Consider the following 25,081-nt stretch of genomic DNA (forward strand, 5'->3'; position numbering starts at 1 on the left):
GGCAGGCACCCCGTCCCGCGACCCGCGGTACATCGCGACGAGGGTGTTTAGCCCGCTCCCCGTGGGTCACGCGATGTGGGAAGCCAGGTGCCGGCCGGGCCCCCCGCGCGTGCGCGGGCAGGACAGCGCAGGGAGGCGAGTGCCGCCCCGCTGGCGGGAGACCGGCGCCCAGGAGCCGCTGCGCCGCCGTCGGCGCACGACGAAAGGCAGCCTCATGACGGAGATCCGCCCCGCCACCACCTCCGACTCGGGCGCACCGGTGGAGAGCGACGAACACTCGCTCACCGTCGGCCCCGGAGGACCGATCCTGCTCCAGGACGCGTATCTGATCGAGCAGATGGCGCAGTTCAACCGGGAGAGGATTCCCGAGCGCCAGCCGCACGCCAAGGGAAGCGGCGCCTTCGGCCATTTCGAGGTGACCCACGACGTCAGCGCCTACACCAGGGCGGCGGTCTTCCAGCCCGGCACGCGCACCGACCTGGTCGCCCGCTTCTCGACCGTCGCGGGTGAGCGCGGCAGCCCGGACACCTGGCGCGACCCGCGCGGCTTCGCGGTGAAGTTCTACACCAGCGAGGGCAACTACGACATGGTCGGCAACAACACGCCGGTGTTCTTCGTCAAGGATCCGATGAAGTTCCAGCACTTCATCCGGTCCCAGAAGCGCCGCGCCGACAACAACCTGCGCGACCACGACATGCAGTGGGACTTCTGGACCCTCTCCCCGGAGTCCGCGCACCAGGTCACCTGGCTGATGGGGGACCGGGGCGTGCCGCGGACCTGGCGCCACATGAGCGGCTACACCTCGCACACCTACATGTGGATCAACGCGGCCGGCGAGCGGTTCTGGGTGAAGTACCACTTCAAGACCGACCAGGGCATCGAGTGCTTCACCCAGGACGAGGCCGACCAGATGGCCGCCGCCGACACGGACTACCACACCCGTGACCTCTTCGAGCACATCCGGGACGGCGACTTCCCCAGCTGGACCCTGTACGTGCAGGTCATGCCGTACGAGGAGGCCGCGTCCTACCGGTTCAACCCGTTCGACCTCACCAAGGTGTGGCCGCACGGCGACTATCCGCTCATCCAGGTCGGGCGCATGACCCTGGACCGCAACCCCACCGACAACCACGCCCAGATCGAGCAGGCGGCCTTCCAGCCGAACAACCTCGTCCCCGGTATCGGGCCGAGCCCGGACCGCATGCTGCTGGCCCGGCTGTTCTCGTACGCGGACGCGCACCGGTACCGCATCGGGGCCAACTACCAGCAGCTGCCGGTGAACGCCCCCGTCGTCGACGTCCACACGTACTCCAAGGACGGGGCGATGGCGTACCGGAACACGACCGATCCGGTGTACGCCCCGAACTCCAAGGGCGGACCCGCGGCGGACACCGAGCGCTTCGGCTCCCCGCCCAGTTGGACCGCCGACGGCGAGATCACCCGCGCGGCCTACGTCTCCCACCCGGAGGACGACGACTGGGGGCAGCCCGGCACCCTGGTGCGCGAGGTCCTGGACGACGCGGCCCGTGACCGCCTGGTCGACAACGTCGTGGGGCACCTCCTGAACGGCGTCAGCGAACCCGTCCTGGAACGTGCCTTCACCTACTGGTCGAACATCGACGAGACCATCGGCAAGCGCATCGCCGACGGCGTACGGGCCAAGGCGGACGAGAAGGACCCCAAGGCCGCCGAACAGGCCAACCCGGCCCGGAGCTCGATGCAGCACAAGGCCTGACCACAGCACTGACCACCGGACGCGCCCCGAGCGCGCCGCCCGGCAGCCCGAGACCGGCCGCCCCAGGGTTCCCCGACCCGGGGCGGCCGTCGTCGCACCGAGCGCGAAGTCGGGCCCCTCTCCACGACGGTGACTCCACGGAGTTGTCCGGCCACTCTCGATCGCCTCTGCCCGAGCCCGGACCCGTGTACTGCGATAAAATCGAGCCGCGGGATCCACGCGGCCGAGCCGCCCCGCACGGTGCGGGAAGGCGGTCGGCACCTGCTCGACCAGCAGGAAAGTCCACAGTGCCAGGGGGCCGGTCGGCGGCTCCGCATTCCGTTCACCCGTAGGTCGGCTTCCATGGACCTCAACACCATCACCGAAGTGATCCGGCGACCGTCCGAGCGGCCGGGCACGGACTGGCGCGAGGGCGACGCCTGGCTCGCCGGCGGGACATGGCTCTATTCCACGGAGCAGCCCGGCCTGCGACGGCTGATCGACCTGACGTCCTTGCCCTGGGAACCCCTCGCCCGCACGGACGAGGGCCTGGAGATCGGTGCCACCTGCACGATCCGCGACCTGTACGCCCACCCGTGGCCCGAGCGCTGGACCGCGGGGATCCTCTTCCGCAAGAGCTGTGAGGCGTTCCTGTCCTCGTTCAAGGTCTGGAACGCGGCGACCGTCGGCGGAAACATCTGCATGTCCCTGCCCGCCGGCCCGATGATCACGCTGACGGTCGCCCTGGAGGCGCGGTACGAACTGTGGGCGCCCGACGGTTCCGTGCGCTTCGTCGACGCCCTCGACTTCGTCACGGGCGACCACCGGAACGTCCTCGGCCCCGGGGAGATCCTCCGGCGCGTCACCGTTCCGGAGCAGGCGCTGCGCAAACGCACCGCGCACCGCCGCTTCACGCTGACCCGGCTCGGCCGTTCCACGGTGTTCCTCGTCGGCACACAACGGCCCGGAGCGAACGACCTGCTGCTCACCGTCACCGCCGGGACCACGCGACCGGTCCGCTTCGCCTTCGACTCCCTGCCCGACGCCCGAACCCTGCGGCAGAGCATCGACGCCGTGCCCGCCGGCCTCTGGTTCGCCGATCCCAACGGGACCCCCGACCACCGTCGGCACCTGACACGGTATTTCGCCGAAGAGATCCGCCGCGAACTCACGGCTGGAGACCTGGCATGAGCTACGTCGTGAACGGCAGGGGGTTCGACCGGGAGCCGGCCCCCGGCCAGTGCCTGCGCACCTTTCTGCGCGAACTCGGCCACCTCGGCGTCAAGAAGGGCTGCGACGCGGGCGACTGCGGCGCCTGCACGGTGTGGCTGGACGGCGCGCCCGTACACAGCTGCATCACCCCGGCGTTCCGTGCCGACGGCCGCGAGGTGACCACCATCGAGGGCCTCGGCCGGCCCGGCGCCCCGCATCCGATGCAGCGGCAGTTCGAAGAGGCCCCCGGCTTCCAGTGCGGTTTCTGCACCGCGGGGATGATCATGACGTCGGCGACCCTCACCGAGGAGCAGAAGGCGGATCTGCCACGAGCGTTGAAGGGCAACCTCTGCCGCTGCACCGGATACCGGGCGATCGAGGACGCCGTGCGGGGCGTCGGCGCCGTGGAGACGGCGGCACCGGGCAGGGCCGTCGGCACGAGCGTCGGCGCGCCCGCGGGCCACGACGTGGTGACCGGCCACGCCGAGTTCACCATGGACACCCACATCGACGGGATGCTGCACCTGAAGGTGCTGCACTCACCGCACGCGCACGCCCGGATCCTCTCGATCGACAAGAGCGCCGCCCTGGCGGTGCCCGGCGTGCACCGCGTCTACACCTGGGAGGACGTACCCCGCAGACGTTTCACCACCGCGATCCACACCGACCACCTGGTCGACCCGGACGACACCTACATCCTCGACGACACGGTCCGCTTCGTGGGACAGCGCGTCGCGGCGGTCCTGGCCGACACCGTCGGGGCGGCGGAGGAGGGCTGCCGGCGTCTCGGCGTCGAGTACGAGGTGCTGCCGGCGGTGTTCGACCCGGAGGCCGCGATGGCCGAGGGCGCACCCCAACTGCACGGCTCCCACGATCCGTTCGTCCGCGACCCCGTCCACAACGTCCTGCTCGAACTCCACTCGCACATCGGCGACGTCGACGCGGGATTCGCCGCCGCCGACGTGGTCCACGAAGGCACCTACTTCTCCCCGCGGGTGCAGCACGCGCATCTGGAGACCCACGGTTCCGTCGCCTGGATGGAGGACGGCCGGCTGACCGTCCGCACCAGTTCGCAGTCACCGTCGATCGCCAAGGTCAAACTGGAGTACCTGTTCGCCCTGCGCCCGGACCAGCTGAGGGTGTTCTGCAAGCGTGTCGGCGGTGGTTTCGGCGGCAAGCAGGAGGTGATCGCCGAGGACCTGGTCGCACTCGCGACCCTGGACACGGGGCGGCCCACCTGTCTCGAGTACACCCGCGAGGAGGAGTTCACCACGGCCTCGCCGCGGCATCCGATGACCCTGACGGTCACGCTCGGTGCGAAGGCGGACGGCACGCTCACCGCGTTCCAGGTACGCAACGTGTCGAACACCGGGGCCTACGGCAACCACGGCGGCGAAACGCTGTACGCGGGCGGAGCCGCCGTCATGATCTACCGCTGCCCGAACAAGAAGTACGACGCCTGGTCCGTCTACACGAACACCGTGCCGAGCGGGGCGCTGCGCGGCTACGGGATGACGCAGCCGGCGTTCGCGGTGGAGTCGGCGATGGACGAACTGGCCCGCGCCCTCCACCTCGACCCGCTGGAACTGCGCCGCCGCAACATCGTGCGGCCGGGTGAGCCCCTGGTCGCCCTGCACGACGGCCCCGACGACGTGATCTTCACCGAGGACGGACTCGCCATGTGCGTCGACCTCGTGGGTGACGCCCTGGCCCGGGCGGCCGACCGGCCGCCCCCCGGTCCCGAGTGGCTCGTCGGAGCCGGCGTGGCGAGTTCGCTGCACGAGACCGCGCCCCCCACGGAGCACCTCTCCGAGGCCTGGGTCACGCTGGGGGACGACCTCCTCTACGAAGTGGCGGTCGGCACCGTCGAGTTCGGGGAGGGAACCTCCACGGCGCACGTCCAGATCGCGGCCGACCAACTGGGTACGACACCCTCGCGGATCCGTCTGGTGCAGTCCGACACCGACCGTACGGGATTCGACACCGGCGCCTTCGCGAGCGCCGGCCTCTTCGTCGCGGGCAACGCGGTCCTGCGGGCGGCCAACGCCGTGCGCGACCGCATCCTGGAGTTCGCCGCGGCGCACACGGGCGTCCATGTCGTGATGTGCGCGATGGACGACGACGGAGTCCTGTGCGGGGACCGGCGGGTGTCGCTGGCCGAACTCGTCGCCCTGGCCCGCAGCCGCGGGATCCGCTTCACCGCCGCACGCAAGGCCTACGGCTCGCCCCGGAGCGTCACCTCCAACACGCAGGGATTCCGGGTCGCCGTGCACCGCGTGACGGGCGAGATACGCATCCTGTACAGCGTGCACGCGGCGGACGCCGGAGTGATCATCAACCCGGCGCAGGTCCGGGGGCAGGTGGAGGGCGGTGTCGCCCAGGGGATCGGCTTCGCGCTGACCGAGAACCACCAGGTCGACGACAGCGGTGTCATGGTCAACCCGAACCTCCGCAACTACCGCATCCCCGCCTACGCCGACGTCCCCCGCACCGAGGTCCTTCTGGTGGGCTCGACGGATTCGGTGGGGCCCGTGCGGGCGAAGGGCATGGCGGAGTGCTGCATCAACCCGGTGGCCCCCGCGCTCGCGAACGCGGTGCACGACGCGACGGGCGTCCGGTACCGGGCTCTGCCGCTGACTCCGGAACGCATCTACGGCCGGCTCCCCGCGGAGCAGTCGGTGCGGGCGGGCTGAGCCACCATGAGTACCGGAAGGAGCGTTGCCACCGCGGCGACGGCGATCATCGGCCAGAAGGTCCTCCCCGGGATGGAGCGGGAGTTCGAGGCGTGGCAGGAGAACCTCAACGCCGCGGCCGCCCGCTACCCGGGCTTCCTCGGCGCGGAGATCTCCCCGCCGACACCGCTGCAGCCCGACTGGGTCATCGTGTACCGGTTCGACTCGGTGGCGCACCTGCAGGCGTGGATCAACAGCAGCACCAGGCAGACGTATCTCGACTCCGGCGCCAAGTACGTCGACGGTCCCGCGACCCAGCAGGTGGTGAGCAGCGGCACCCGGTCACCGGATCCGCTGGTCACCGTGGTGGTCACCCACCGCGTCCCCCCTCACCAGGTCGACGACTTCCTCGCCTGGCAGCAGCACATGGTCCAGGAGGAGAGCAAGTTCGAGGGGTTCCGCGGCACCGAGCTCTTCCGCCCCGTCGAGGGGCTCCAGGAGGAGTGGACCACGCTCTACCGCTACGACAGCGCCGAGCACCTCGACGCCTGGCTGACGTCGCCGCAACGGCGGGAGATCCTGGCCGAGGGGGAGAAGTTCAGCGCCTACCGGCTGCACACGATCGACAACTCCTTCGGCAGCTGGTTCGCCTTCGACAGCACCGGCGAGGAGGCACCCCCGCCGCCCTCCGAGACCAGGACCTCCCTGGCCATCTGGGTCGGCCTGTACCCGACGGTCGTGCTGCTGACGCTCGCCCTGTCCCCGCTGCACCTGCCGCTCTGGATCGGCCTGCTCGTGGGCAACCTGCTGTCGAGTCTCCTCATGAGCTTCCTGACCATGCCCTATTACGTGAACCCGCTGCTCGGGCGCTGGCTGCGGCCGCCCCGGCACGAACCGGCGCTGAGAACCAACCTCCGCGGCCTCGGCGTCGTCGCCGTCGCGATGGCGTTCTGGGCCCTCGTCTTCTACCTGGTCACGGTCCGCTGGTGGACCCTGCCCTGACGCGCGACGCACCGCAACGACGCCTCCGACGCCGTCGCGCGGTTCGCGTTCGAGCGCCCCGATACGGCCGATGACCCGCAAGCGCTGCTGCGGTGCGCCCGCCCGACCCGCGCCGTCAGGCGGCCTGGTACTGGAAGGCGCGGCGGTACGCCGTGGGCGTGATGCCGAGGGTGTCTCGGAATCGGGCGCGCATGTTCGCGCCGCTGCCGAGGCCGCACCGGGTGGCGATCTGTTCCACCTGGAGATCGGTGGTCTCCAGGAGTTCCCGCGCACGGTTGGTACGGGCGGTCACGAGCCACTGGTGGGGGCTGACGCCGGTTTCCTGCCGCCACAGGCGGGTCAGGGTGCGTGGGGATACACCGGCCGTGTGCGGCCAGTTGGGGGAGGGTGAGGTCTTCTCCGAGGCTGCGCAGGGCCCAGTCGCGGGTGTCGGCGAGCGTGCTGGACCGGGGGGCGGGGAGGCTCCTCGCGATGTATTGGGCCTGTCCGCCGTCACGGTGCGGGGCGGCCACTATTTCCCTGGCGATGTCGTTCGCGACGGCTGCGCCGAGGTCTTTGCGGACGATGTGCAGACACAGGTCGATGCCGGCCGTGACGCCCGCGGAGGTCAGGATGGTGTCGTTGTCGATGTAGAGGACGTGGCGATCGACGCGCAGCCGGGGGTAGAGCTCTTCGAGGTCGTCCGCGCTGGCCCAATGGGTGGTGACGGTACGGCCGTCGAGCAGCCCGGCGGAGGCGACGGCGAACGCGCCGGTGCAGATGGACGCGATGCGGATCCCGGCGCGGCCGGCGAGCTCGAGAGCGGCGCTCACCCGTGGGTGCGGAGGGCGCCGGTAGTCCTCGTAGCCCGGGACGACGACCGTGTCCGCGTCGGCGAGCGCCTCGAGCCCCGCGGTCAGCCCGAGGGTGAAACCGGCACTGGTGCTCACGGCCTCCTCGGTGTCGCCGCACACGGTGAGCTCGTAGGGGGTGTTCGGACGGGCGTTGAAGATCTGCGTGGGGATCCCCAGATCCATGGGCAGTACGCCGTCCACCGCCAGAACCATGACGCGGTGCTTGTCCATGGCGAGATGGTGGCACATCCGCATCCCATTGGCCCAAAAAATGCGGACACTGGCAGATGAGCCATGGCCGGGGAGGGAGTGGGCGGAGCAGGATCGCATCACGGGCGCGGGCAACCGGCTCCACACACCGGTGGAGCGGTCCGACTGCCCCGGCCGTGGACGAGGAACTGACAATGACTTCGCAGAATGTGGTGGGCCGCTTCCTCGACGTGCGGGGAGGCCAGGTGTACGCCCACGTCCGGGACGGCGACGGCCCGGCGCTGATCTTCCTGCACTACTGGGGAGGCTCACGGCGCACCTGGATCCCGGTGCTGCGGCGGCTGGACCCCGGGCAGGGCTTCGTGGCCTACGACCAGCGTGGATGGGGCGACTCCGCGAGCGTGCCCGGGCCTTTCGGCCTGGAGCAGCTCGCGGAGGACGCGGAGCGGATCGTCGACGCGCTCGGGCACTCCCGCTACGTGCTCGTCGGGCACTCCATGGGCGGCAAGGTGGCCCAGATGCTGGCCGCACGCAAGCCCGCGGGCCTGACCGGAGTCGTCCTCGTGGCGCCCGCGCCGCCCGCGCCGATCGGGGTGACCCGGCAGGTGCAGCGGACGGTGTCCCACGCCTACGACGACGAGGAGGCCGTTCTGCGGAGCATCGACCTCATGCTGACCCACGGCGGGCTGTCCTCCGAGCTGCGTCGGCAGGTTGTCGAGGACAGTCTGCGCGGCGGCGACGAGGCCCGTCTCGCGTGGCCGGGCGAGGGCCTGGTGCAGGACGTGTCGGCCGGCGTCGCAGCCATCGAGGTGCCGGTGCTGGTTCTCGCGGGCAGCCACGACAAGGTCGACCCGCCGGCCGTGCTCGCCGACCACCTGCTGTCGCTGATCCCGACCGCCTCGCTGACGGTCCTGAAGGACACCGGCCACCTTTCGCCCCTGGAGGTGCCCGACCAGGTGGCCGCACACATCGGCGCGTTCGTCGCCCAGCTGTAGGCCCACGACTCCGGCCGCACATCGCCCGCAGGCCGTTCGGCCTTCGCGCCCGGGACGCCTATGACCATGTGGACCGGACCACGCCCGCCTTGTCCTTCAGCGTGTGCCGTCAACTTATGCGGCGCGGGGCCGAACAGGGCCCCGATCACCGTTCGCTCACTGTCACACAACCCACCTACCCCGGCCGTCGGCCGGGCCAGGGGAGCGGTGTCAGGCCGTGTACTGGTACGCCGGGTAGGTCAGGTATCCCACGTCGCCGCCCTGGTAGTACGTGGCCTCGTCGACCGGCGCGAGCGGCACTCCGGTGCGCAGCCGTTCGACCAGGTCGGGGTTGGAGATGAAGGCGCGGCCGAAGCTGATGAGCTCGGCCCCCAGGTCGAGCCAGTGGTCGGCCTCGTCCCGGCCGGTGTGCTTCGGTCCCATCGGGAGCACCGGGTTCATGATCAGGGTGCCCGGCCATGCGCGGCGCAGGCCGGCCAGCACCTCCTCCTCGGCGGTGGCTTCGAGGTGGATGTAGGCGAGCCCGAGGCGGGACAGTTCGGTCAGTAGCGCGGTGTAGAGCTCGGGGACCTCTGTCTCCTCGACTCCCCAGAAGGTCACGCCCGGGGACAGGCGGATTCCGGTCCGGGCCGCGCCGATGGCCTCGGCTGTCGCGGACACCGCCTCGACGGCGAAGCGGATGCGGTTGCTCACCGAGCCTCCGTAGCGGTCGGTGCGCAGATTGGCGTTGGACGACAGGAACTGCGAGATGAGATAGCCGTTGGCGCCGTGCAGTTCCACGCCGTCGAAGCCGGCGTCGATGGCGCGGCGGGCGGCCTGGGCGTACGACTCGGCCTGCTCGGACACCTCGGCAGTATCCAGAGCGCGCGGGACCGCCGCCGGCTGGAGCCCGGTCGGGGTGAACAGCTTCCATCCTTCGGCCGCGACTGCCGAGGGACCGACCGGCTGCATACCGGTGGTGTCGGGGTGTGAAACCCGTCCACCGTGCATGATCTGGGCGAAGATCCGTCCGCCGTTGGCGTGCACGGCATCAGTGACCGGGCGCCACGCGGAGACCTGCTCGTCGGTGTGCAGACCCGGCGTGCCGGGATTGGACTGCCCGACCACGTTCGGCTGTACCCCTTCGCTCACGATCAGTCCGGCCGTGGCCCGCTGGGCGTAGTAGGTCGCCATCGACGGCGTCGCCAGACCGCCGGCGGCGGCACGGACGCGTGTCATCGGGGCCATCACCACCCGGTTGGGCAGCGCCAGGTCCCCCAGCTGGTACGGAGTGAACAAGTTCGTCATGTCATGGCTCCTTCGTCGTCGGCGCCGGACCACCGGGCACGGCGGCTACGCTAGAACCTGACATTGACGTCAGGGGCAAGGGTTGTGGCTCAGCCCACAGCACTGAGGGGGACGGCATGCGTATCGGGGAGCTGGCATCACGGGCCGGAGTCAGCGTCCGGTCCCTGCGCTACTACGAGGAGCAGGGGCTGCTCACCAGTACCCGCAGTGCCAGCGGCCAGCGGCACTACACGGAGCACGAGGTCGAGCGGGTCGTGTTCATCCAGCGGCTGTTCGCCGCAGGGCTGTCCAGCCGCACCATCGCCGAACTGCTGCCGTGCGTCGATTCTCCCAGTGAGGAGAACTCCGACGCCGCGCTGGTGCGGATGGCGCAGGAGCACGACCGGCTGTCCGAGCGCATCGCCGACCTCGTACACACCCGGGACGCCCTCGCCGGGCTCATGACCATGGCGCGGGCGCATCAGGAGCACCTGCGGTCGGCGACTGACTGATGTCCGCGGCGCGGCAGCCGAGTTCTCGGTGTCGAGCACGAGTCCAGGCCGTCGGGAAGCTCGTAGCGGCGTGGGTGGACATGAATGACGGGCGGACCGGAGCGTCTCGGCCGGCACCTTGGACGTGCGAGCGTGCTCACCTGAACGGTGTTCGTGGGCGCAGGGCTTGGCCAGTAGCTAAGCGACTGCTTAGTATCTAGCCGGCGGGAACAGCCTGCCCTGCAACCCTCCCTCTCAGGAGTCCACCGTGACCTCACTGTTCTCCCTCTCCGGCAAAACCGCCCTCGTGACCGGGGGTTCCCGCGGTATCGGCCTGATGATCGCCCGGGGCCTGGTCGAAGCGGGTGCCAAGGTCTACGTCAGCTCCCGCAAGGCGGAAGCCTGCGAGGAGGCCGCGCGCGGGCTTTCCGCTTCCGGCCGGGCTGTCGCGCTACCCGCCGACCTGTCGCGCGAGGAGGAGTGCCACCGACTCGCCGCAGACATCGGCGACCGCGAGGAGCGGCTGGACATCCTGGTGAACAACGCCGGCGCCACCTGGGGCGCGCCCCTGGACGAGTTCCCGGTCAGCGGCTGGGACAAGGTGATGAACCTCAACCTGCGCAGTCCCTTCCTGCTCACCCAGGCCCTCCTGCCGAAGCTGCGCGCCGGCGGGTCGACGGAGGACCCTGCGCGGATCATCAACGTCGGATCCATCGACGGCCTGCACGTCAGCCCGGCCTCGGCCTACTCCTACGCGGCCAGCAAGGCGGGCCTGCACCACCTGACCCGCGTGCTGGCCAAGGAGCTCGGGCCGCAGGGCATCACGGTGAACGCCATCGCGCCCGGACCCTTCGAGTCGAAGATGATGGCCGCGACCCTGGACGTCATGGGCGAGGCGATCGCGGAGGCGGCTCCGCTGCGCCGGATCGGGCGGCCGGACGACATGGCGGGCGTCGCCGTCTATCTGGCCAGCCGTGCGGGCGCCTACGTCACCGGCGCCGTCATCCCGGTCGACGGCGGTCTCGGCACCACGGTCTGACCGGCCGACGACAGCTCCCCTCTCTCGTCCAAGCAGCCCGAACCCGAGAAGAAGGACACCATGGCCCCCCTCCTGCTCTCCCGCCGAGACCTCGACTTCCTGCTGCACGAGTGGCTCGACGTCGAATCCCTGACCGTGCGCCCCCGCTTCGCCGACCACTCCCGCGACACCTTCGACGCGGTACTGGACCTCAGCGAGACGATCGCCACCCGGCACTTCGCCCCGCACAACAAGAAGAACGACGTCCAGGAGCCGCACTTCGACGGCGAGCGCGTGCACATCATCCCCGAAGTCCACGAGGCACTGAAGGTCTTCGCCGACGCGGGCCTGATCGGCGGGGGCATGGACCACGAGGTGGGCGGCATGCAGTTGCCCAGCGTGGTGGCCAACGCCTGCTTCGCCTGGTTCCAGGCGGCCAACGTGGGAACGGCCGCCTATCCCTTCCTCACCATCGGCAACGCGAACCTGCTGCTGGCCCACGGCACCCCCGGGCAGATCGACACCTATGTCCGCCCGATGGTCGAGGGCCGCTTCTCCGGGACCATGTGCCTGTCGGAACCACACGCGGGATCCTCGTTGGCCGATGTGCGCACCCGCGCGGAACGGGCCGACGACGGCACCTACCGCCTGTTCGGCAACAAGATGTGGATCTCGGGCGGCGACCACGAACTGACGGAGAACATCGTCCACCTGGTCCTGGCCAGGATCCCCGGCGGCCCGCCCGGGGTGAAGGGACTCTCGCTCTTCATCGTCCCCAAGGTCCTGGTGGGGGCCGACGGGACGCTCGGCGAGCGCAACGACGTCGCCCTGGCCGGCCTCAATCACAAGATGGGGTACCGAGGGACGACGAACACGCTGCTGAACTTCGGTGAGGGCGCCTTCCGGCCCGGCGGGGCCCCCGGTGCCGTCGGCTTCCTGGTCGGGGAACCCCACCGCGGACTGTCCTACATGTTCCACATGATGAACGAGGCCCGCATCGGTGTCGGACTCGGTGCCACAGCGCTCGGTTACACCGGCTATCTGCACGCTCTGGACTACGCACGCACCCGGCCGCAGGGGCGCCCGCTCATGGCCAGGGACGCCACCACCCCCCAGATCCCGATCGTCGGGCATCCCGACGTCCGGCGCATGCTCCTCGCCCAGAAGTCGTACGTCGAAGGCGCGCTGGCTCTCATCCTGTACTGCGGGCGGCTGCTGGACGACGAGCGCACCGCCCCGACGGCCGAAGAGCGGGCCAGGGCCGGGCAGCTGCTGGGCATGCTCACCCCGATCGCCAAGAGCTGGCCCTCCCAGTGGTGCCTGGAGGCCAACAACCTCGCCATCCAGGTCCACGGCGGCTACGGCTACACCCGCGAGTACAACGTCGAGCAGTTCTACCGGGACAACCGCCTCAACCCCATCCACGAGGGGACGCACGGCGTCCACGGCCTCGACCTGCTGGGCCGAAAGGTCGTCATGGACGGAGGCGCGGGGCTCCGCCTGCTCATCGAGACCGTCTCCGTGACGACCGCCCGCGCGGCGGCCGCGGACGACCAGGTCGCCGGCTTCGGGCGGCAACTGGACACCTCCGTCGCCCGCGTCGCCGCCGTGACGCGGCGCCTGTGGGAGGCCGGGGACGCCGAGACCGCCCTCGCCAACGCCTCGGTCTATCTGGAGGCCGTGGGACACGTCGTGATTGCCTGGATGTGGCTGGAACAGATGCTGGCCGCCGCCGGACGCAGCGGCGCCTTCTACGAGGGCAAGCGCCGGGCGGGTCAGTACTTCTTCCGGTACGAACTGCCGAAGGTGGAGGCGCAGTTCGCGCTGCTGGAAAGTCTCGACCGCACCACCCTCGACATGCCCGCGGACTGCTTCTGAGCCAAGACCGTGCTGTCGGCGCCTGTAGGTCCGCGTACCGCTCCGTTCGCACTGACCAGTCCCACGGTGCCGGGCGTGACCCGGACCTGCATCACGTGGAATCAGCTCTCGGACGAGAACGTCGACGCCCGGGTCTTCTCCGGTATCCACAGCCGGTCGGCCGACGAGGCGGGGATCACCCTCGGCACGGACGTGGCACGGTACCTCCTGCAGAACACGGGACGCCTCCTCGCTCCGCGCCGACTCTCCGCGCAGTCACCGGCAGCGCGGCGGCGACGCTCGCCCGACCCCGTGGGCGTGCCCTCTCGTTCGTTGCTGCCAGAAGGTGACGTGAGGGTGTCCCGAGGAGGCGGAGACGTTCTCCGTGTCCGCAATGCAAGACCTGCCCGGGAACTTCTTGACCAGCCCGGTGGACATCTGCTGAACTCCCGAACCATGAACCCGCGCGTGGACCTGACCCGGCGGCGCCACATCGATCTGGCGCACGTCTCCAGCGCGTTTTGTTGTCGCTGACCCGGGAAGTGCTCCCCGGCGGCGGCCGGTGTGCGCCCATGGCGCGTGCCTGGCAGCGGCGGTGCAAAGCCGCTGACACTGCGATGCCTGCCCGCGGGATCGTCGTCTCCACCTCCTGAGGGCTCCCCCTCTCCTCTCCTCTCCTTCTCGTGTGAGCCGGGAGCCTGTTCGCGCACGCCGACGCGGTCGCTGAGAACGCGGCTGTAGCGGTCCTGCGGCCAGGTGCTCTCCTCTCCGGTCCGCCCAGCCCGGCGTTCCGCACGTGGTCGAGCAGTCCTGCGCAGTGCCAGCCCATCTACCCAACGTCCCGATTTCCAGCACCCCTTGGCGTGCCCCATCTGTCCGGGAGGGACCTCCTCATGCCTCCGTCCATCCGCAAACTCACCGGCCGCATCGGCGCGGTCGTCGAGGGCGTCGACCTCACCGCGCCGCCCGACCCCTTGACGGTCACGGCGCTGCGTGACGCCCTCAACGAGCACAAGGCGATCGTGTTCGACGACGTGAACCTCGACCATGCCGGTCAGGAACGTGTGGCCGGTTGGTTCGGCGAACTCACCACCGCTCACCCGAACGTGCCGGCCGCCGACGGTACGACGAACGTGCTCGCCGTCGACAGCGAGACGTCCAAGGCCAACGAGTGGCACACGGACGTCTCCTTCGTGGTCAACCCGCCGCAGGCCACCACGCTGCGGTCGGTCGTGACCACGCCGTACGGCGGCGAGACGCTCATCGCGAACGCTGCCGCGGCCTACCGCGACCTGCCCGAACCGCTGCGGGCCCTCGCGGACTCGCTGCGCGTCGTGCACACCAACCGGTACGACTACGCCCGCCCTTCGGCCACGACGGCACAGCGACAGGAGTACGACCGGATCTTCGTCTCGACGCCGTACGAAGCGGAGCACCCGGTCGTGCGGGTACATCCGCTGACGGGCGAACGCGGGTTGTTCATCGGCGGGTTCGCCAGGCAGATCGTCGGTCTGTCGAGCAGCGAGTCGGCCCAACTGCTGCGCCTCTTCCAGTCGTATGTGACCCGTCCGGAGAACATCCTGCGCTGGACCTGGGCACCCAACCAGCTGCTGATCTTCGACAACCGGATCACCCAGCACTACGGGGTGGACAACTACGACGACCACCCCCGCCGCCTGAACCGGGTGACGATCGCCGGAGACGTTCCGGTCGGCGTCGACGGACGCCACAGCGAGCAACTCGTCGGCGACGCCTCGCACTACAGCAGCGTGCTGGAGGTGGCGGCATGACCGAGCTCAGCCTCAAGGCGCCCGCCGTCAGCGAGAGCCCGGACACCGAGACGACGAGCGCGCGGGAGCGCGAGGTGTTCCTACCGCGCGACGCCCGCCGTCGAACGCCACTCAGCACACTCCGCGAGCGCCTGCGCTGGCCGCTGGGCATCTACACGACTCCCGTCGTGATCCTCATCGCCTGGGAGGTGCTCGCCCGGGCCGGAGTGCTGGCGAAGACCTACGCTCCGGCACCGACCTCGATCGTGAAGTCCGCCGCCGATCTGTGGCAGCAGGGCGTCCTCGGGCCCGACCTGGCCATCTCGCTGCAGCGGGCCGGCACCGGACTCGCCATCGGGCTGACGGTGGGCGTCTTCACCGGCGTGCTCGGCGGGCTGCTGCGCAGCGGTGAGTACCTGTTCAACGGCCTGGTGCAGGTGCTCAACACGATCCCTCTCCTCGCGGTGCTGCCGCTGATGATCGTGTGGTTCGGCATCGACGAGCTCACGAAGGTGCTGCTGATCTCCTTCGGAGCCGGCGTCCCGATGTATCTCAACCTGTTCGCCGCGATCCGGGGCGTCGACCAGCGGCTGATCGAGATGGCACGTACGACGGGCGCGGGCCCCTGGCGCCTGGTGACGCGGGTGCTGGTACCCGGAGCCGTGCCGGGTTTCCTGGTCGGTCTGAGGTTTTCCCTCGCATACAGCGTGCTGGGCCTCGTCGCCGCCGAAACGGTCAACGCCGACAAGGGACTCGGCTTCCTCATCACTCAGGGGCAGACCTATCTCCAGACCAACCAGGTCTTCGTGGGGCTGGTGATCTACTCGCTCCTCGGTCTGCTCGCCGACCAGTTCGTCCGGGCTCTCGAGCGGGTGCTGCTGCGGTGGCGACCCAGTTATGAGGCGTCATGAGCAGCGCAGTCGCGACCGAGCCCCGTCGGCAGACCGGGGTCGCCGTCGAGCAGGTGGTCCGTCGGTTCGGTGACCGGGTGGTGCTCGACCACCTCGACCTCACGATCGCCGACGAGGAGTTGGTGATCCTGCTCGGCCCGTCGGGCTGCGGCAAGAGCACTCTTCTGCGTCTGCTCGCCGGACTGGACCGGCCCGACGGAGGGCGCGTGGAGGTCCCGGCACGGCGTGCGATCGTCTTCCAGGCCGACCGGCTGCTGCCGTGGCAACGGGTCCTGCGCAACGTCACGCTCGGCCTGCACGGACCCGACGCCGACCAGCGGGCCCGCGACGTGCTCGCCGAGGTCGGACTCTCGGGCCGTGAGAAGGCATGGCCCAAGGAGCTCTCCGGAGGCGAGGCCCAGCGGGTGTCGCTCGCGCGAGCACTGGTCTCGGAGCCCGAACTGGTGCTCCTCGACGAACCGTTCGCGGCCCTCGATGCCATCACACGGCTGCGCATGCACGACCTCGTACGCGCGCTGCGGACCAGGCACCACGCCGCCATGCTGCTCGTCACCCACGACGTCGACGAGGCGATCGCCCTGGCGGACCGCATCGTCGTCATGAGCAACGGCCGCATCGGCACCTCACACGACGTGCACCTCTCCGCCGCGGACCGTGAGGCGAGCGTCGCACGCGAGGAACTCCGCGCCCGGCTCCTGGAAGACCTCGGCCTCGCCGGCCAGCACTGACTTCCCCGAACACCCTCACCCAGCACAGAAAGCACGACAACCCATGCGAAAGAGGACCACCAGACTCATCGGCGCCGTCGGCTCGCTCGCCCTGGCGGGCACCCTGGTCGCCTGCGGATCGTCGTCGTCGGACACCGACGCGCCGCTGAGCAACGCCGCCGACACGAGCGACGCCAAGCATCCCGAGTGGAGCAAGTACACCTTCACCATCGGCGACAACGGCGGTGATGGCAGCCAGGAGCTGGCGAAGCTGACCGGCGTGTTCGACAAAGCGCCCTACAAGGTGAAGTTCGCCCGTTTCACCTACGGCCCGCCGCTCGTGCAGGCCGCCGCCTCGGGCGACATCGACCTCGGCAGCGTCGGCGACGTCCCGCCGATCACGGGTGCCGCGAAGGAGTACGGCTTCAAGGTCGTCGCCGTCAACCGCTCGCTCACGCCCGACCAGGCCGTGGAGAACATCATCGTGCCGAAGGGCTCGAAGCTGAAGACGGCAGCCGACCTCAAGGGCAAGAAGATCGCTGTCCCGCAGGGCAGTTCCGCCCACGGTCTGGCCCTGAACGCGCTGCACAGCGTCGGCCTCACCCCCAAGGACGCCAAGCTGGTCTTCCTCGACCCGGCGGCAGGCGCGACGGCGTTCAACACAGGCAAGGTGGACGCCTGGTCGATCTGGAACCCGCAGTCGGCCATCGCGGTCAAGAACGGCGCGCGGATCCTGGTGAAGGGTCTGCCGCCGATCGACCAGACGAGCAGCTACTACGTCGCCAGTGACACGTCCCTGAAGGACAAGACCAAACGCGCGGCTCTCACGGACGTCCTGAAGAGGCTCTCGCGGGAGTTCGCCTGGGCCGTCAAGAATCCCGACAAATACGCGCAGGCGCTCTCGAGGGAGCAGGGCATCCCGCTGGACGACGCCAAGGCGTCCCTGGCCGCCTACTCGAACCGGGTGACCCCGGTGGAGCAGTCGGACATCGAGCTGGAGCAGAAGCTCGCCGACGCCTTCCTGGAGGCGGGCCAGATCACCAAGAAGGTCGACATCAAGTCGATCACCGACAACCTCCTCCCGGCCGGCTACGACAGCTCCAAGCTGAAGGTCACCTCATGAGCGCGAGGCGGCGGCTCCACCTCAACGCCTTCCTCATGGAGGCGGGTCACCATGAAGCAGCATGGCGGCTCCCTGAAAGCAACCCGCGGGCCGACTTCGACCTCCGGCACTGGATCGAGCTGGCCCGGCTCGCCGAGAGCGCCAAGTTCGACTCGCTGTTCCTTGCGGACGGCCCCGCCCTCATCGGAACCGGCGAGTTCCGGCCGCCGGGCCAGCTCGAACCGCTGACCCTGCTCACCGCCCTGTCCCAGGCGACCAGCAGGATCGGCCTTATCGCGACCGTGTCCTCGACCTACAACGAGCCGTACAACCTCGCCCGCCGGCTCGCGTCCGTCGACCACGTCAGCGGAGGCCGCGCCGGCTGGAACATCGTCACCTCGGCAAGGGCCGACGAGGCCGCCAACTTCGGCCTCGACGTCCGCCCGGACCACGCCGAACGCTACGCCCGCGCCGACGAGTTCCTGAAGGTCGCCAAGGCGCTGTGGGACAGCTGGGAGGCCGAGGCCGTCCTCGCGGACAGGGCCACGGGACGCTACGCCGACCCCGCGCGGCTGCACCGGCTCGGCCACCAGGGCCGGTACTTCAAGGTGGCCGGCCCGCTCAACGTCGAGCGTCCACCGCAGGGCTACCCGCTGCTCGTCCAGGCCGGCTCCTCCGAGGACGGCAAGGACTTCGCGGCCCGCCACGCCGAGGCGATCTTCACCGCCCACACGACGTACGAACGCGCCGCCGCCTTCTACGCCGACATCAAGGCCCGCACCAGGGCCGCGGGGCGCGACCCGGAGGGTGTGATCGTCCTGCCGGGCATCGTCCCGTACATCGGGTCGACCGAGGAGGAGGCCCGGGAGCTTGCACGGGAGTTCGACGAGCTGCGCGTGCCCGAGTACGGACTGCGCCAGCTGGCCGCCGTGTTCGAGACCGAGCCGTCGGTCTTCGCACTCGACGACCCTCTGCCGGACTTCATCCTCGCCAGGCCGAAGCTGGAAGGCTCGCAGAGCCGTTCCGACCTGATCAACGATCTCGCGGTGCGCGAGCAGCTGACGGTTCGCCAGGTCATCTCCCGGCTCGGCGGCGGGCGCGGCCACTTCGAGTTCGTCGGCACGCCCGAGCAGATCGCGGACACGATCATCGCCTGGTTCGAGGGCGGTGCCGCGGACGGGTTCAACATCATGGCGCCCGCCCTGCCGTCAGGCCTTGCGGCCTTCGTGGAGCATGTGCTGCCGATCCTGCGCGGCAAGGGCCTGTTCCGCGAGGAGTACGAGGGCACGACCCTGCGCGAGCACTACGGCCTTCCGGTCCCGGCGAACCAGTTCCACGGCTGAACCGCTTCCCGTCGGCGGTCCGCTCGCGACACCCGCCGCTCCCACTTCCCGGAGCGGCGGGAGTCCGCCCGCGCCGCGGGTCAATACATCTAGGGCCTTCCAACCGGGTGCCGGGTCACGCCGGAACGGACGATCGCCTGCTCGATGGTGTCGATCCGCAGATGGAGCGCACCGAACCGGGCCGCCAGGAGACGGGCGAGCGTGGTCTTGCCGGTGCCGGGCAGGCCGCCCATGACGACGAGCACAGGATCATCCCTCCGTCGGCCGTCGCGAAAAAGCCTCGTATGCCTGGGCGTTGCGCACCAAGAGCTCGTGCAGGTCGCGGGACCGCCCGCGGAACGGAGCCGGAGTGGCGGCGCTGCAGTACCAGAAGTACATCGGTGGCATCCCCCGCGAGCGGCCGCACAGTGATCGCGCCCCGTCGCTCCAGAGGGTCGCCGACGACGCTGAAGTCCGGCAGCACCGTGGCCCCCAGCCCCTCGGCCACCATCAGCTTGCCCATCTCCGCGCCGTCGGTGGAGTACGAGAAGGACGGAGCCCGGCCGCGGAGCAGCCGGTGCACGAAACGGTGCATCACATAGCCGGACCGCATCACGACCAGCGGCTCGGCCAGGAGACTGTCCGCGTCCACCGCGTCCAGGGCCGCCAGCGGACTGTCCGGACGCACGCACACCACCGGCCGGCCGCAGAGCAACTCCGTCGTCTCGAAGCCGGGCGGCATGTCGTCGCCCCGGAGGTAGTTCACCAGTCCCAGGTCGAAGGCGCCCTCCAACAGCCCGCGGTGGATGTCGGCCTGCTGCGCGCCGACCAACTCCACCTGGGTGACCGGGTGCGAGGCCCGGAACTCGCGCACGGCCGGGATGACCAGCGGCACGGTAGCCGTGTTCACCGTGCCGAGTCGGACCATGCGGCTGATGCGGTGCTGGTCGCCGGCCGCGCCGCGCAGCCGGTCGACCGCTTCCAGCACGCTCATGATGTGCGGCAGCAGCTCGCGTCCCTCGTCGCTGATCTTCGCCCCGGACCGCTTGCGTTCCAGCAGGTCCACGCCGAGCTCGCGCTCAAGATTGCGTTCGGTCTCGCTGAGCGCAGGCTGGGACAGGTGCAGTTCCTCGGCGGCCCGCCGCAGCGAACCGAGCCGGGTGACGGCAGTGATGTATTCGAGCTGTTCGATACGCACGAAAAGGAGACTGCGCCCTCCTGAGGGCCGGGTTCAAGGGAATCCCTGTCACAACCTCGTGAATACCGACTCTCAGCATGTGGAATCGCATCCGGGCATTCTTGACCGGCCGGACTCCCTCCTGGTTCGATCGGTGGCATGAAGCGACAGGACCTCACGCGGCGGCGCCACGTCGACCTTGCGCGTGTTTCCAGCGCCTTCTGTCGCTGTCGGGCCTGAGCGCACCCGAGGGAAACCCTCCCACCTGCTCCCTCTGTGACTTCCTGCCGTGAATTCCGGTCCCGGCTCATTTCCGTCGTGACGACGGCTTTCTCGTAGAACGCCGCTCCAGCGTGCCTGAATTCCGCGGAGCTCATTCGTCCTGCCCGCGCAGCATTCCCTGCCAGGAGTTCCCATGCCCGCATCCTCCGCATACCCCGGATACGATCCCGTCCGCTTCGCCTACTGGGTGCCGAACGTCAGTGGCGGTCTGGTCACCAGCAAGATCGAGCAGCGCACCGACTGGGGCTACGACTACAACCGCGAACTCGCCGTCCTCGCAGAGAACAACGGCTTCGACTACGCGCTCAGCCAGGTCCGCTACATGGCCAGCTACGGCGCTGAGTACCAGCACGAGTCGACCAGTTTCAGCCTCGCCCTGCTGCTCGCCACGCAGCGGCTGAAGGTCATCGCCGCCGTCCACCCCGGCCTGTGGCACCCGGGTGTACTCGCCAAGCTCGGGGCCACCGCCGACCACTTGTCGAACGGCCGCTTCGCCGTCAACGTCGTCAGCGGCTGGTTCAAGGGCGAGTTCACCGCGCTGGGCGAGCCCTGGCTGGAGCACGACGAACGCTACCGGCGCTCCGAGGAGTTCATCTGCGCCCTGCGGAAGATCTGGACCGAGGACCATGCCGAGCTCGCCGGCGACTTCTACCGGTTGCGCGACTTCTCCCTCAAGCCCAAGCCACTCAACACCCCCGAGCGCCCGCACCCGGAGATCTTCCAGGGCGGCAACTCCACCGCCGCGCGCGCCATGGCCGGCCGCGTCTCCGACTGGTACTTCTCGAACGGCAAGGACTTCGACGGCGTCACCGAGCAGATCGCCGACGTCCGCTCCTCCGCCGCCCAAGCGGGCCGTACCGCACCGAAGTTCGGCCTCAACGGCTTCCTCATCGCCCGCGACACCGAGGCCGAGGCCCGCGAGACGCTCCGCGAGATCGTCGCCAAGGCCGACGCCCAGGCCGTGCACGGGTTCCGCGACGCCGTCCAGCAGGCCGGTCCGTCCACCGGCGACGGCAAGGGCATGTGGCAGGACTCCACGTTCGAGGACCTCGTCCAGTACAACGACGGCTTCCGCACGGGTCTGATCGGCACCCCTGAGCAGATCGCCGAGCGGATCGTCGCCTACAAGAGGCTCGGCGTCGACCTCTTCCTCCTCGGCTTCCTGCACTACCTGGAGGAGGTGGAGTACTTCGGCAAGCGGGTGCTGCCCCTGGTGCGCGAACTGGAGGCACAGCAAGCCGCGTCCGAGCCCGCCGCCGCCCACGCCTGACCGCCGCCGCACACGAAACGACGAACCGAAAGGTCCTCCCATGGCCACTGTCCTGTCCGTCTCCGGAAGCCCTTCCGCCACCTCCCACACCGCTCGGCTGCTGCGCCACCTGGACGAGCGGCTCATCGCGCAGGGGCACGAGGTGATTGCGCTGGATGTTCGTACCCTGCCTGCCGAGGCGCTGCTCGGGGCCGACTTCGGCCACCCGGCGATCGTCCGGGCCACCGCCCTCTTCGAGCAGGCGGACGGGGTGGTGATCGGCACCCCCGTCTACAAGGCCGCCTACTCCGGACTGCTGAAGTCGCTGCTGGACCTGCTCCCGCAGTACGCGCTGGCGGGCAAGACGGTCCTTCCGCTGGCCACCGGCGGCTCCACCGCCCACGTCCTGGCCATCGACTACGCGCTGCGCCCGGTGCTGGCCTCCATGGGCCCTGCGCACATCACGCCGGGATGGTTCACGCTCGACAAGGACATCACGGTGGGCGAGGACGGAACACCGACCGTCGCGCCGGGATCGGCGGAGGCTCTCGCACAGGTGACGGACCAGTTCTCGGCCGCGCTGGGCGGGCGGACGACGCTGCTGACGGCCGTCGGATGAGCGTCGCGCACGTCATCGCGGACGACGCCGAGGCCCTTGCCGTGGCTGCGGAGCTGGCCGCGGACTTCCGTAAGGGCGCCGCCGAGCGGGACGCGCGGCGCAGGCTCCCGCACGCGGAGCTGGAACGGCTGTCCGCCTCCGGGCTGCTCGCCGTGACCGTGCCCGCCCGGTTCGGCGGCGCGGACGTCCGTGCCGACACGCTCGCCGAGATCTTCCGGCTACTTGCCGCCGCCGACGCCAGCCTGGCCCAGATCCCGCAGAGCCACTTCGTGTATCTCAACGTGCTGCGTCGGCAGGGGACCGACGAGCAGCAGGAGTTCTTCTTCGGCGAGGCACTGGTCGGCAAGCGGTTCGGCAACGCTCAGTCCGAGGCGGGCACCCAGCACGTCCAGGACATCCGCACCCGCCTCGCCCGGCGCCCGGACGGGGCGTACATCCTCGACGGCGTCAAGCACTACTCCACCGGCGCGCTGTTCGCCCACTGGATCCCCGTCCTCGCCCGCTCCGAGGACGACACGCTGCACGTGGCTTACGTCCCGCGCGACGCGCCCGGCCTCACGGTCGTGGACGACTGGGACGGCATGGGACAGCGCACCACCGCCAGCGGAACCGTCCGCCTGGAATCGGTGCCCCTGCCCGCCGACCGCGTCGTGCCCCACCACCTCACCTTCCAGGGCCCCCAACTCCATGGTGCGGTTGCCCAGTTGCTGCACGCGGCCGTCGACGTCGGAATCGCCTCCGGGGCCCTGGCCGAGGCGGTGGAGTTCGTCCGTACGAAGAGCCGCCCCTGGTTCGAGAGCGCCGCGGAAGGGCACGCGACCGCCGCGGAGGATCCGCTGTTGATCCAGCGGTTCGGCGAACTGGCGATCAGAGAAAGGGCTGCCGAAGCGTTGCTTCGCGAGGCCGCCCGCGCGGTCGACGACGCCCGCGCCGATTTGACCGACGACTCGGCCGCCGAGGCATCGATCGCGGTGGCCACCGCGAAAGTGACGGCGGCCGAGGCCGCCGTGGAGGTCGCCAGCGCCCTTTTCGAGGTTTCCGGTACCCGCTCGGCGCTCGACTCCCTGGGCCTGCACCGCCATTGGCGCGACGCGCGCACCCACACCCTGCACGACCCGGCCCGCTGGAAGGTCCAGCACATCGGCCGTTACGTGCTCAACGGCACCAAGCCGCCCCGGCACGGCCTCCTTTGACGAACGCTGACGACCACTGATCGGAGCCCCACGTGTCCCTCACCTTCCACTGGTTCCTGCCCACCAACGGCGACAGCCGCCACGTCGTCGGCGGCGGACACGGCACCCCCGCCACGGAGTCCGGGCGCGACCGGCCGCCGACGGTCGCCTACCTGAGCCAGATCGCCCGCGCCGCCGAGGACCTGGGCTTCGTCGGCGCGCTCACACCGACCGGTGCGTGGTGCGAGGACGCGTGGCTGACCACCGCCATGGTCAGCCAGAACACCGAGCGCCTGAAGTTCCTCGTCGCCTTCCGCCCCGGCTTCGTCTCGCCGACGCTCGCGGCGCAGATGGCCTCCACCTTCCAGCGGCAGACCGGCGGACGGCTCTTGCTCAACGTGGTCACCGGCGGTGAGAGCCACGAGCAGCGGGCCTACGGGGACTTCCTGGACAAGGAGGCGCGGTACCGCCGTACCGGCGAATTCCTGGAAATCGTCCGGGGATTGTGGGAGGGCAAGACCGTCGACCGGTCCGGCGAGCACCTCCGGGTGGAGGACGCAAGGCTGGCCCGGGTGCCCGACCCGGTGCCCGAGGTGTACTTCGGTGGTTCCTCGGCGATCGCCGGGGAGGTGGCCGCGCGGCATGTCGACGTCTACCTCACGTGGGGTGAGCCGCCGGCGCAGGTCGCCGAGAAGATCGCCTGGATCAGGAAGCTGGCCGCGCAGCAGGGTCGCAGCGTCCGCTTCGGAATCCGGTTGCACGTCATCACCCGCGACACCTCCGAGCAGGCCTGGGGCGAGGCGGAGCGGCTGCTGGCGGGCTTCGACGCGGAGACCGTGCGGCAGGTGCAGGCGGGGCTTGCCCGCAGTGAGTCGGAGGGCCAGCAGCGGATGCTGGCCCTGCACGGAGGTGGGAACCTCCCCCACGCTCGACTTCGCTCGCGCGGGGGGACCCCCACCGGGCTGGAGATCCATCCCAACCTGTGGGCGGGCATCGGGCTGGTGCGGGGCGGGGCGGGGACCGCCCTGGTCGGCAGTCACGCCGAGGTTGCCGAGCGGATCAAGGAGTACGCCGCGTCGGGGGTCGAGGAGTTCATCTTCTCCGGGTATCCGCACCTGGAGGAGGCGTACTGGTTCGGCGAGGGCGTGCTGCCGAAGCTTCAGGCGCAGGGTCTGTGGCGGCACCCGTACGGCCAGCAGGTGGCCCCCGCCGCCCAGGTCCCCTTCGCCGGCGGCGGGAGCGCGCGATGACCCAGGTGATCGCCGACGACGCCGAGGCGGTCGCCAAGTGCCCGCGAGGCCACCCGGCGCGACGCTGACGCCGTCCTGCCGCCCACAGAACCCGACGAAAGGTCGGACTCCGGGATGCCGGGCATCACCGTGCCCGGCTCCCACGGAGATGCCGAGGTGAGTGCCCGCACCCTCGGCGAGGTCGTCCGCTGCTGTCGGCGACCGCCTCCAGCATCGTCCGGACCAAGCAGAACCACTGCGCGTTCGCCACG

The 25,081-nt window shown here is 70.0% G+C and carries 19 protein-coding genes and 3 pseudogenes; 18 read left to right on the forward strand and 4 right to left on the reverse strand.

Annotated features, from left to right (window positions below):
- Positions 1 to 214: 214 nt before the first annotated feature.
- The 4 genes from ACF08B_RS01905 (at position 215) to ACF08B_RS01920 (ending at position 6,600) form a co-directional block, all read left to right on the forward strand.
- Positions 215 to 1,735 carry a catalase gene (locus ACF08B_RS01905; RefSeq protein WP_392315569.1) on the forward strand — a complete coding sequence of 507 codons (1,521 nt, stop codon included), beginning with the start codon at positions 215 to 217 and terminating at the stop codon, positions 1,733 to 1,735.
- A gap of 342 nt (positions 1,736 to 2,077) precedes the next feature.
- A complete protein-coding gene (locus ACF08B_RS01910) occupies positions 2,078 to 2,905 on the forward strand; it encodes an FAD binding domain-containing protein (protein ID WP_392315570.1) in 828 nt (275 codons plus the stop codon).
- Entirely contained in the window at positions 2,902 to 5,619 is a 2,718-nt protein-coding gene (locus tag ACF08B_RS01915; RefSeq protein WP_392315571.1) for a molybdopterin-dependent oxidoreductase, read from the forward strand. Before ACF08B_RS01910 ends, ACF08B_RS01915 begins: the two co-directional genes overlap by 4 nt.
- A 6-nt stretch (positions 5,620 to 5,625) precedes the next feature.
- Positions 5,626 to 6,600, forward strand: coding sequence for an antibiotic biosynthesis monooxygenase (locus ACF08B_RS01920; RefSeq protein WP_392315572.1), 975 nt, complete (start codon positions 5,626 to 5,628; stop codon positions 6,598 to 6,600).
- 115 nt (positions 6,601 to 6,715) lie between these two features.
- On the opposite strand, the pseudogene ACF08B_RS01925 reads toward ACF08B_RS01920, so the two are convergent.
- Positions 6,716 to 7,664: pseudogene (locus ACF08B_RS01925) on the reverse strand (GlxA family transcriptional regulator).
- 173 nt (positions 7,665 to 7,837) lie between these two features.
- On the opposite strand from ACF08B_RS01925, the gene ACF08B_RS01930 reads away from it, so the two are divergent.
- Entirely contained in the window at positions 7,838 to 8,638 is an 801-nt protein-coding gene (locus tag ACF08B_RS01930) for an alpha/beta fold hydrolase (RefSeq protein ID WP_392315573.1), read from the forward strand.
- Between the two features lie 210 nt (positions 8,639 to 8,848).
- Here ACF08B_RS01930 and ACF08B_RS01935 read toward each other — a convergent pair whose 3' ends face one another.
- Positions 8,849 to 9,925, reverse strand: coding sequence for an alkene reductase (locus ACF08B_RS01935; protein WP_392315574.1), 1,077 nt, complete (start codon positions 9,923 to 9,925; stop codon positions 8,849 to 8,851).
- A gap of 116 nt (positions 9,926 to 10,041) precedes the next feature.
- On the opposite strand from ACF08B_RS01935, the gene ACF08B_RS01940 reads away from it, so the two are divergent.
- From ACF08B_RS01940 to ACF08B_RS01975, 8 genes are all read left to right on the forward strand, one after another.
- Positions 10,042 to 10,416 (forward strand): MerR family transcriptional regulator, encoded by a 375-nt coding sequence (locus ACF08B_RS01940; RefSeq protein WP_392315575.1) that lies wholly within the window; start codon positions 10,042 to 10,044, stop codon positions 10,414 to 10,416.
- 247 nt (positions 10,417 to 10,663) lie between these two features.
- Positions 10,664 to 11,434 carry an SDR family oxidoreductase gene (locus tag ACF08B_RS01945; RefSeq protein WP_392315576.1) on the forward strand — a complete coding sequence of 257 codons (771 nt, stop codon included), beginning with the start codon at positions 10,664 to 10,666 and terminating at the stop codon, positions 11,432 to 11,434.
- A gap of 60 nt (positions 11,435 to 11,494) precedes the next feature.
- On the forward strand, positions 11,495 to 13,291 hold the full coding sequence (locus ACF08B_RS01950; protein WP_392315577.1) for an acyl-CoA dehydrogenase: 1,797 nt from the start codon (positions 11,495 to 11,497) through the stop codon (positions 13,289 to 13,291).
- 872 nt (positions 13,292 to 14,163) lie between these two features.
- The gene (locus ACF08B_RS01955; RefSeq protein ID WP_392315578.1) at positions 14,164 to 15,060 is read left to right on the forward strand and encodes a TauD/TfdA dioxygenase family protein; all 897 of its coding nucleotides are present in this window, start codon (positions 14,164 to 14,166) and stop codon (positions 15,058 to 15,060) included.
- Positions 15,057 to 15,950, forward strand: coding sequence for an ABC transporter permease (locus ACF08B_RS01960; protein ID WP_392315579.1), 894 nt, complete (start codon positions 15,057 to 15,059; stop codon positions 15,948 to 15,950). The genes ACF08B_RS01955 and ACF08B_RS01960 overlap by 4 nt, the downstream gene beginning before the upstream one ends.
- Positions 15,947 to 16,678, forward strand: a complete 732-nt coding sequence (locus ACF08B_RS01965; protein ID WP_392315580.1) for an ABC transporter ATP-binding protein — start codon at positions 15,947 to 15,949, stop codon at positions 16,676 to 16,678. Before ACF08B_RS01960 ends, ACF08B_RS01965 begins: the two co-directional genes overlap by 4 nt.
- Before the next feature lie 43 nt (positions 16,679 to 16,721).
- Positions 16,722 to 17,780, forward strand: coding sequence for an aliphatic sulfonate ABC transporter substrate-binding protein (locus ACF08B_RS01970; protein WP_392315581.1), 1,059 nt, complete (start codon positions 16,722 to 16,724; stop codon positions 17,778 to 17,780).
- Positions 17,777 to 19,102, forward strand: a complete 1,326-nt coding sequence (locus ACF08B_RS01975) for an LLM class flavin-dependent oxidoreductase (RefSeq protein WP_392315582.1) — start codon at positions 17,777 to 17,779, stop codon at positions 19,100 to 19,102. The genes ACF08B_RS01970 and ACF08B_RS01975 overlap by 4 nt, the downstream gene beginning before the upstream one ends.
- Positions 19,103 to 19,200: 98 nt before the next feature.
- Here ACF08B_RS01975 and ACF08B_RS01980 read toward each other — a convergent pair.
- Positions 19,201 to 19,347, reverse strand: a pseudogene (locus ACF08B_RS01980) (AAA family ATPase); the annotation flags it as partial.
- A 4-nt stretch (positions 19,348 to 19,351) separates the two neighbouring features.
- Positions 19,352 to 20,279: pseudogene (locus ACF08B_RS01985) on the reverse strand (LysR family transcriptional regulator).
- Between the two features lie 138 nt (positions 20,280 to 20,417).
- Here ACF08B_RS01985 and ACF08B_RS01990 point away from each other — a divergent pair.
- The 5 genes from ACF08B_RS01990 to ACF08B_RS02010 all read left to right on the forward strand — a co-directional run bounded on the left by ACF08B_RS01990 (position 20,418) and on the right by ACF08B_RS02010 (position 24,830).
- The gene (locus ACF08B_RS01990) at positions 20,418 to 20,498 is read left to right on the forward strand and encodes a putative leader peptide (RefSeq protein ID WP_361690182.1); all 81 of its coding nucleotides are present in this window, start codon (positions 20,418 to 20,420) and stop codon (positions 20,496 to 20,498) included.
- Between the two features lie 175 nt (positions 20,499 to 20,673).
- On the forward strand, positions 20,674 to 21,810 hold the full coding sequence (sfnG, locus tag ACF08B_RS01995) for a dimethylsulfone monooxygenase SfnG (protein WP_392315583.1): 1,137 nt from the start codon (positions 20,674 to 20,676) through the stop codon (positions 21,808 to 21,810).
- 40 nt (positions 21,811 to 21,850) lie between these two features.
- On the forward strand, positions 21,851 to 22,408 hold the full coding sequence (ssuE, locus tag ACF08B_RS02000) for an NADPH-dependent FMN reductase (RefSeq protein ID WP_392315584.1): 558 nt from the start codon (positions 21,851 to 21,853) through the stop codon (positions 22,406 to 22,408).
- Positions 22,405 to 23,601, forward strand: coding sequence for an SfnB family sulfur acquisition oxidoreductase (locus ACF08B_RS02005; RefSeq protein ID WP_392315585.1), 1,197 nt, complete (start codon positions 22,405 to 22,407; stop codon positions 23,599 to 23,601). The genes ssuE and ACF08B_RS02005 overlap by 4 nt, the downstream gene beginning before the upstream one ends.
- A gap of 32 nt (positions 23,602 to 23,633) precedes the next feature.
- On the forward strand, positions 23,634 to 24,830 hold the full coding sequence (locus tag ACF08B_RS02010) for an LLM class flavin-dependent oxidoreductase (RefSeq protein WP_392315586.1): 1,197 nt from the start codon (positions 23,634 to 23,636) through the stop codon (positions 24,828 to 24,830).
- Positions 24,831 to 25,081 lie beyond the last annotated feature (251 nt).

It is taken from the genome of Streptomyces sp. NPDC015139 (assembly GCF_043079785.1).
In the GTDB taxonomy this organism is placed as follows: domain Bacteria; phylum Actinomycetota; class Actinomycetes; order Streptomycetales; family Streptomycetaceae; genus Streptomyces; species Streptomyces albidocamelliae.